Source organism: Candidatus Woesearchaeota archaeon (genome assembly GCA_003695435.1).
In the GTDB taxonomy this organism is placed as follows: Archaea; Nanobdellota; Nanobdellia; order Woesearchaeales; family UBA11576; genus J101.
In genome coordinates this window covers 1-7,072 of the sequence record RFJL01000042.1, presented here as the reverse complement: position 1 = coordinate 7,072, position 7,072 = coordinate 1, and the positions used below count along the sequence as shown (strand labels likewise).

At 40.3% G+C, this 7,072-nt stretch carries 11 protein-coding genes; 3 read left to right on the top strand and 8 right to left on the bottom strand.

Annotated features, from left to right (window positions below; genetic code table 11):
• From D6774_03180 to D6774_03160, 5 genes are all read right to left on the bottom strand, one after another.
• The coding region (locus D6774_03180; protein RME77844.1) for a hypothetical protein at positions 1-216 on the bottom strand (216 nt) is incomplete at its 3' end.
• Between the two features lie 22 nt (positions 217-238).
• A complete protein-coding gene (locus tag D6774_03175) occupies positions 239-1,780 on the bottom strand; it encodes a hypothetical protein (GenBank protein RME77843.1) in 1,542 nt (513 codons plus the stop codon).
• 82 nt (positions 1,781-1,862) lie between these two features.
• A complete protein-coding gene (locus tag D6774_03170) occupies positions 1,863-2,111 on the bottom strand; it encodes a YhbY family RNA-binding protein (GenBank protein RME77842.1) in 249 nt (82 codons plus the stop codon).
• A complete protein-coding gene (locus tag D6774_03165; protein ID RME77841.1) occupies positions 2,108-2,377 on the bottom strand; it encodes a hypothetical protein in 270 nt (89 codons plus the stop codon). Before D6774_03165 ends, D6774_03170 begins: the two co-directional genes overlap by 4 nt.
• Entirely contained in the window at positions 2,374-2,520 is a 147-nt protein-coding gene (locus D6774_03160) for an AbrB/MazE/SpoVT family DNA-binding domain-containing protein (protein RME77840.1), read from the bottom strand. The genes D6774_03165 and D6774_03160 overlap by 4 nt, the downstream gene beginning before the upstream one ends.
• A 411-nt stretch (positions 2,521-2,931) precedes the next feature.
• Between D6774_03160 and D6774_03155 the strand changes: the two genes are divergently transcribed.
• The gene (locus D6774_03155; GenBank protein RME77839.1) at positions 2,932-3,837 is read left to right on the top strand and encodes a metallophosphoesterase; all 906 of its coding nucleotides are present in this window, start codon (positions 2,932-2,934) and stop codon (positions 3,835-3,837) included.
• Positions 3,838-3,841: 4 nt separating this feature from the next.
• Here the strand turns inward: D6774_03155 and D6774_03150 are convergent, their stop codons facing one another.
• Genes D6774_03150 through D6774_03140 form a run of 3 tightly spaced genes read right to left on the bottom strand, consistent with a single transcriptional unit; the run spans position 3,842 to position 6,083 of the window.
• A complete protein-coding gene (locus D6774_03150) occupies positions 3,842-4,465 on the bottom strand; it encodes a hypothetical protein (GenBank protein ID RME77838.1) in 624 nt (207 codons plus the stop codon).
• Complete coding sequence (locus D6774_03145) at positions 4,462-5,238, bottom strand: DUF814 domain-containing protein (GenBank protein RME77837.1); 777 nt, start codon at positions 5,236-5,238, stop codon at positions 4,462-4,464. Before D6774_03145 ends, D6774_03150 begins: the two co-directional genes overlap by 4 nt.
• Positions 5,235-6,083 (bottom strand): prepilin peptidase, encoded by an 849-nt coding sequence (locus D6774_03140; GenBank protein ID RME77836.1) that lies wholly within the window; start codon positions 6,081-6,083, stop codon positions 5,235-5,237. Before D6774_03140 ends, D6774_03145 begins: the two co-directional genes overlap by 4 nt.
• A gap of 55 nt (positions 6,084-6,138) precedes the next feature.
• Here D6774_03140 and uppS point away from each other — a divergent pair, with 55 nt between their 5' ends.
• Both uppS and D6774_03130 read left to right on the top strand, forming a co-directional pair.
• Positions 6,139-6,816, top strand: coding sequence for a di-trans,poly-cis-decaprenylcistransferase (gene uppS / locus D6774_03135; GenBank protein ID RME77835.1), 678 nt, complete (start codon positions 6,139-6,141; stop codon positions 6,814-6,816).
• 30 nt (positions 6,817-6,846) lie between these two features.
• Positions 6,847-7,072: hypothetical protein (locus tag D6774_03130; GenBank protein ID RME77834.1), on the top strand; the 226-nt coding region annotated here is incomplete at its 3' end.

Genomic DNA, 7,072 nt, shown 5'->3' with positions numbered 1-7,072 from the left:
TGATGAGCTTAGTTCAAGTGCTTTTTTTTCCGCAACCTTGTTGTTATCTTCAATAATGCAGAGTATTTGGTGATGTTCTTGATCAAAGGGATTTACTAGGATGAGTGAGTAGATTCCTTTGATGGTTTTTGCTTGACGTACTATATTTCTGAGTTGTTGTGTGATTTGTTTTGGCGCGTTTCGCATTTGTTTTTGTTTGTAGGGTATTGTTACCATTATGTTCTTACCATCAATATTCTTACCATTTTACCATGCCGTGACTTGCTTTGAAATTTTTGTAGGTTTGCCAAAGAGCAACCTCAGCTCCTCTTTCAGCACTCCCCTTTGATCCGTCATCTGCTTTAGGTGCTTGTTTTTTTGGTTTTTTCTTGATGTCGGGAAGGAAGACGCCAAATCCTTTGATGAGTTCAGCAAAGGGTTCAAGCACACCAGGTTGTTTTGCAGGTGCGTTCTTTTTTTCTTCTTCTTGTTTTTTTAGTTCTCTTGCTTTCTCTCTTGCTTCTTCTATTGTTTTTGCAAGGCCTGAGCGTAAAAGACCTTCTGCGAGTCGTTGTTCTCCTTTTTCGGCTCCTTTTCCTCCTGCTGTGTCTCCTGCCTCCTCAAGAAAATAATAAAGGTCATCGCCTAACCCTTCAATTGCTTCTCTTAAACCTTCATCAATGCTAAGGAGGTCTTCCATGAATTCTTCTTGTCGCATTCTTTTGTAATTTTCAATGTCTTCTTTTGTCCATGCGTAGTCTCTTAGAATAACAGTTACTTTTCCTGTATGTTGTGGTCCTCTATGCTGGAAGCTTTGATCTGCGTATTGGAGTTGTGGTCTTGTACGATAAATCATAGAGACAAGGATGACGGGACGGTATTTTTTGTTGGATGGTTGTGCTGCGATGTACTCTATTTCAAGTAATGATCCTTCAAATCCTGAGACGAGATCTGTGGAGTTTGCAGCAAGTTGTGAGTTTGGAGAGAGTCGAGTTACATTCTGCAAGTAGGGTTTTACCCAGTTGATGTACATTTGTATGCTGTTATAGTGTTGGCGCAAGTACTTGAGTGTGAAATTTTTTCGATGTTTGAGTTCTTTGTATGTTTGCTCTTTCCACGCCGTGTATGCGTAGAGTTTTCTTTTGAGTACGTCTTTAACTCGTTGGTTGAACTGGAGACTCTCAACATAAGGGTCGATTTGATCCTTTTCAAGAGGCGGTGCGTGAAAAAAGAGATCGGGAAGCGTTGCGTATCCCAAGACAGAAGCAAGTCCATAAACTGATCCAGGGGATTTTGCTCCTCCATCTTTGAGATCTACCCAGATTCCCTTAAGAGTGATTTCCGGAGCGTAGCTTTTTTTTGCTTTTCTCCAGTCTTTATCCATTCCTTTTTTTGCTAATTCATAATAGTCTAACCGCTCACTCATAATGCGTAGTTCTCTTACGAGTTGAAAGAGTTCTTTGGTGAGTTTTCCTATTGTTGCTAAGTAGTTTGAGACCTGTCCTTGTTGAATTTGTAATCGTTGTTGGGATGCTCCGAAGAAGCTTGACATTTCACTCGAGGTGAAAATATCTTTAATCTTGTGCGTATCTGCAAATCCAAAATCATCAACTATTGATGTGTGTATCCAGTAGTAGATTTCTTCTATATCCAGTCCTTGTTGTTCAAGGGTGAATCTGAATCGGTGTTTTGGCTTGGGGTAGGGAGGGTCGAGTTCAACGGGCTCGCTGTTACGATCAAAGGCCATTTTATCAGGCTCTCCTTTGAAACCGTATTTCGCAAGCTTTTCTTTTGGGCTCATAATGGGGCATATCCTCGCTTGAGTTTATAATGGTGTTTTATCACTATCAAGTGTTCCGGTTTGCATTCTTCTCGTTTTAGCATCATTTAGCTAGCACCACTACTTTTCCTATTTTGTCGATGAGTGTGCAGTGAAGTTCTGATGCTATTTTTGTTGCTGCATCATCTACACTTTCTTCATAGCTTTTAAGGAACTTTATTTTGATGAGCTTTCTTTTTTCAAGGGCAAGTTTGATCTGGTTGAGTACACCCTCGGTGAGACCGTTTTTTCCAATGCGAATAATAGGGTCAAGGTTGCGTGCTTGTTTTCGTAATTCAATAACTCGTCTCACTGTTTGAGCCTCCTTGTAATTCGTTTAATATCTTCATCTACGTGTTCTAGAGTTCTGGTTTTTATCACTGGTGCTGCGGGTTTGGTGATGATAAGTTCTGCTATGAGCAGCCCTATTACTCCAAGGAGTATGATGGTGATAAAGATGCTTGTGGAAATTGTCTGTGAGAGTATGGACATGCCTGTGATGGTTGGTTCTATGCTTAGGGGAATGATGAGCAAGGAGAGAATTGCCGTAAGAGTCAGGTAGCTTTTAAAAAAAGTCATGATTGCTCCTCCTTGAGAACAAGATTTCCAGCAGTGTCAAGTTCTACGCGTAAACGTGTTCCTTTGCGCCACCCCTTTGCTTCTACCAGCGCTTTGGGGATGGTGAGTTTGTACTGTTTTTGATCAAATTGCAGCTTAACCACAAAGATACATATTTCAATATCTATTTAAAGGTTTCTTAAAATATATTTAATTATACCTAATTTTAGATCTATTTACGTATAATTACTCCAGAACCACGAAAACAGAGTTTAAAGACTGCCAAGGGTCTTGTAAAAAGGTAACTACTTTAAAGTACTCAAAATTAGTAAGATTTATATATGAGCTGCTCACACTCAGTAGTATGAAATACAAAATGTCCATCTCTCTTTCAGAAGAGTCCATCGCAAAGGTGCAGGCTTTTCTAAAGAAACCACAATTCCGCAACAAATCACACGTTGTGGAATACGCTATCAGCAAACTTGTTGAAGAAGCAAGTGCTGAGTAAACAGCGTAAATTTTTGGCATGCCAAAAAGAGGTTGACATTTTTGAAAAGAGGTGAATTTATTTTATTATGAGACTCGCACATATGAGTGATACTCACGTAACGACCACAAATGGTCGTGAAAAAATTCTCGAAGCAATAGCTCAATTCTCAAATGCAAATAACATCGACGCATGGTTCCACACAGGCGATATTCTTGGCGACCCCGCAGAAAGCACACTTGAAAAATCACTTAGAGAGTCAAGTGCAAAAGCAATTCCACTATTGCAACAATCACAAAGCACCCTTCAAGAAAAAGGCATAACTCGCATAGAAGATCTTGCAAAACTCCCCGAAGAGGAACAGCGAATACTTCTGCAACGCCAACAAGAAGCAACAATGATTGCGCTTGAACCGATCATAGCAAGCTACCAGAAAGCGAATGAAGCATTTAAGAAATTTAAAGCACCCATCTACGCAACACTTGGAAATTGGGATCTCACACTCGCCTACGATATTCTTGATAACATCACCTTTGTTGAGCGCGTCCCCTCAATAGATATCAATGGAGTAAGCGTGCAAGCAATAAACAACACAGGAGAACTTCCAAAACTCTATCAAGAACCCACCATCGCACCGTTCGTGCAAAACTATTTTATTAACTACGCCTCAGGGTACCCAGATGCAAAAGAAGCAAATGAATCTGAGCTTAAGCGTCTTGAAAAGGGAACTGCTGCAAACATCATGCTCTACCATAAAACTCCCGACACTCAAGAAGACCCGCTCAACGGCGGCGGAACTGCTGCGAGAGAATACCTTGCAGACGACACATCAGTTGTTCGCCTAGGAGGGCATTTCCACTCTTCAGCTGTGCGAAATGAACATGGACACACTATGTTCAGACCAGGTCCGAATGATTTCTTTGTCTATGATTATGATGAGCGTTCAAAGGAGATTACCTACTACTGGCACTACAAAGTTGAGAAAGTTGAATAACTAATTACTTTTTAGGCGGAACGCCTTCATCAACAAGTTTGTAATCAAAACCTTCTGGTGCTTGTGGCAGTACAGGCGACTCAGACTTCTTAGATGATGACGACACTTTCTTTTTTGTCGTCTCCTTTGGCTTGTTTGTCCCTGTATCTCTTACAATAAACCACACGACGAGTAAAAAGAAGAAGATCATAACAAGCCAAGGTGTCAAAAGAACCTCAAGAACGCTTCGGCCAGAGATATAATCGCTAAAACCAAGCGAGGAAACGAAGATAGCAACAACGATGATAAGCACCACTATCCAATATGCTTTTGATTTTCCTACATCTAAATGCTGACCAAAAGCACCTAAGACTAGCGAGACCATAACCATTGCAACAAGTGCTAACGAGATACGCTGCGCGATACTCTCAAATGCTGCAACACGTGAGATACTTGCAACAAAGAGAAAACCCACAACAAATGCGACAAGAGCGTTGATATTCTTCTTGGGAACTCCTCCTTCATAGGTTCCAAAAGCAGTGCTTTTTTGCAGCACGGCAAATACAATGGTGAAAATAAATAAAAAAGGCAGAATGACGTCATAAAATCCTATGTCGTAGAGGAATTGCGCAATCGTTGTTAAACTCATCGAATATCCATACCTCCAGAAGGTAATATGCGAATGATATCATCTAAGTCTCCACCTAGTTTTTTCTTTATTATTTTTGCAATTTCAGAGGGTCTTTTCTTTCCTTGGACAATGGTGATGATTTGATTGCATCTTCCTTCAAGGGCGTGGCGTGGCGCGCATTCAAGAAGCTCACCGCATTTTCCAATAGCACAGTCAATTTGACAAGGAACATAGTTTGTTTTTCCTCTTATCATAAATGCACCTTTTGCCATGTACTCTCCTGCTTGTGCTTCTTTACTTACTTGTGATGGAGTAACCCAGAAAACATTTGCAGTGGTGAGTCCTAATTTGAATGCGCGTGAGAAGGTGAGTGTTGCGTTTGCAACTTCCTGTATTTCTTGCGGTGTTGCTTTATCTCCCCCAAGTTTAAGGACGAAGAAGGGAGAGCCTGCCATATCTGTGTGAAACACAAGGTCTCCTTCTTCAAGATGTTTTTTAATAACGATCTCGTTGGTGGTTGCGTCTCGTCCTCCTATAACGAGATGTCCTTGTGATGTGTGGAACCACCTAAATTTTTCAAACCAGTGTTTTTTGCGCTTAGTCTTTACTGCTTGTTGTTTGTGCGCGTTTATTGTTTCTTCTGATTCAATTCGTGCATGTTCTAACTGTGTTTTTGCCTCTTCGAGTGCTTTGAGCGCTCCTTTGAGTTTTTTTCTTGCTTTTTTTGCTTTTTCAAAGTAGTCTTGTGCATTTTGAGCAACCGATTTGTTAAGGTTTAGTTTGATTTTCATGAGAGCGCTCCACTAATGAGTGTGACGAACCAAGGCCCTGTATAAAATGTGATGATGTATGCAACAAGAAAACTCGGAACAAAGGGCATTCCTTCTTTGATGGTGATTTCTTTTATTTTGAGTTGTTTGAGTCTCTCAATTTGCTTATCAGTAATACCAAGGTCGCTTGGTCCACAGATATGTTCTCCCCCAACAACGACATCTTCTACTATCCAATCTCCTTCAGTAAGTTTACTTATAGGGATTTTTTTGATCATGCAAACATGTTCAACGACCTTCATAAAGATAAGCACATAGTATGATCCGATAATAAGTAGTGTGAGTAAGGCAAATAACGGTAGTGCGTAGGGTATGAAAACTCCTACAAGAAGAGGGAACAAACCCGCTAAAACGACGTAGCGCTCAAATCTTCTTACAGGGTAGTTTTTCCAGTTTTTGATGAATGCAGTTTTGTGCTTGTATGCTAGGAAGATGCTGTAAATAAGTCCGAAAATTGCTCCAACGACGATAAGGTTGATGATGAAACTCACAAGGAATGTGGTAAAAGAGAGTTCCATGCCAATCATCGCCCCAAGGCCCATGAGGAGTTTTGCATCTCCGCCACCCCATTGTCCGGTGTAGAAGAGAAACATTGCAAGTGCGAACATGCTTGCAAATCCCATGAGCCCTGCAATAATTACGAAGGGGTCTGAATATATGATTGATAGTACTGTGCGTAGTCCCAAACCTGAGACGATGAGGAAGTAATTGAGTTGATCGGGAACTTCTCGTGTTTTCAAATCGGTTACACTACCTATAATGAGTGCGATGAGAACAAGAGAAAAGAAGAGTGTTTCCATAATCATAGTTTAAAAGCATCGCGAGATCCTTTATATAGGTGTGTTATTATTGGGGAATGGTATGACGCATCCAACGCACGTAGCATTACTCCTTAAAGGCCATAGTAGTTGGAATAAAGGACGTCTACCCACAAAAGAATTGTATGAAAAAGTATTCTCGCATGCAAGAGACGCTATGCATTGGCAACAAGAGCAAAACATACCCGTAATGACGCTCAACCTCTTAAGCTCAACGGTCAAAGAACGTGAAGATTTCCCTGAAATCATGCACGCTCTCAAATCATTTTTTGAAACACTCTTAAGCGACAAGTTTATTCACGAACACCAAATAAAAATTTCTATTTTTGGTAAATGGTATGATCTTCCAGGAAGAGTCTCTGAGGCAATAAAACTCGTTATTGATGATACCAAAGACTACGATAAGTATTTTTTCAACCTGTGCGTAAATTACTCAGGTCAACAGGAAATTGTTGATGCTGCAAAGATCATCGCTCTCAAAGTCATAAGCGGTAAAACAACAATGAATAACATCTCCTCAGAAGATGTAAAAGACACAATCTACTCCTCATCATTTCCCCCTCCTGATCTCTTAATCAAAACGGGGAAAAAAAAGAAGCTCTATGGATTTCTCTTGTGGGATGCAACAAGAGCACACATTCATTTTGCAAATAAGCCCTGGATGAATTTTACACAAAGAGATTTGCTCAAAGCTATCAAAGAATGGGAGAAAGAGAATTAAACAAGACAGAGGTAAGAAAAAAAAAACAATATGAATGCAAAGCTTACTCTATACTTTGGATGGGAACAACAACACATCAGAGACATAACAGAACAAGAACACTCCCCCTTGAGTCTCAACTATAATGATGACTTAGTTCAGTTCTACAACGCAATAACGATTCCACGTTACAACTTTAGCATTCTCTACAAGTCATCACAAGAAAAACAACAGTATAAACAGCGCGTAGAAGATGTTTTAGGTTTTGAAGCAAAGT

Coding starts and splice junctions, on each gene's coding strand:
- uppS (RME77835.1), top strand. CDS start 6,139: ATGACGCATCCAACGCACGTAGCATTACTCCTTAAAGGCCATAGTAGT.
- D6774_03155 (RME77839.1), top strand. CDS start 2,932: ATGAGACTCGCACATATGAGTGATACTCACGTAACGACCACAAATGGT.
- D6774_03140 (RME77836.1), bottom strand. CDS start 6,083: ATGATTATGGAAACACTCTTCTTTTCTCTTGTTCTCATCGCACTCATT.
- D6774_03175 (RME77843.1), bottom strand. CDS start 1,780: ATGAGCCCAAAAGAAAAGCTTGCGAAATACGGTTTCAAAGGAGAGCCT.
- D6774_03150 (RME77838.1), bottom strand. CDS start 4,465: ATGAGTTTAACAACGATTGCGCAATTCCTCTACGACATAGGATTTTAT.
- D6774_03145 (RME77837.1), bottom strand. CDS start 5,238: ATGAAAATCAAACTAAACCTTAACAAATCGGTTGCTCAAAATGCACAA.
- D6774_03165 (RME77841.1), bottom strand. CDS start 2,377: ATGACTTTTTTTAAAAGCTACCTGACTCTTACGGCAATTCTCTCCTTG.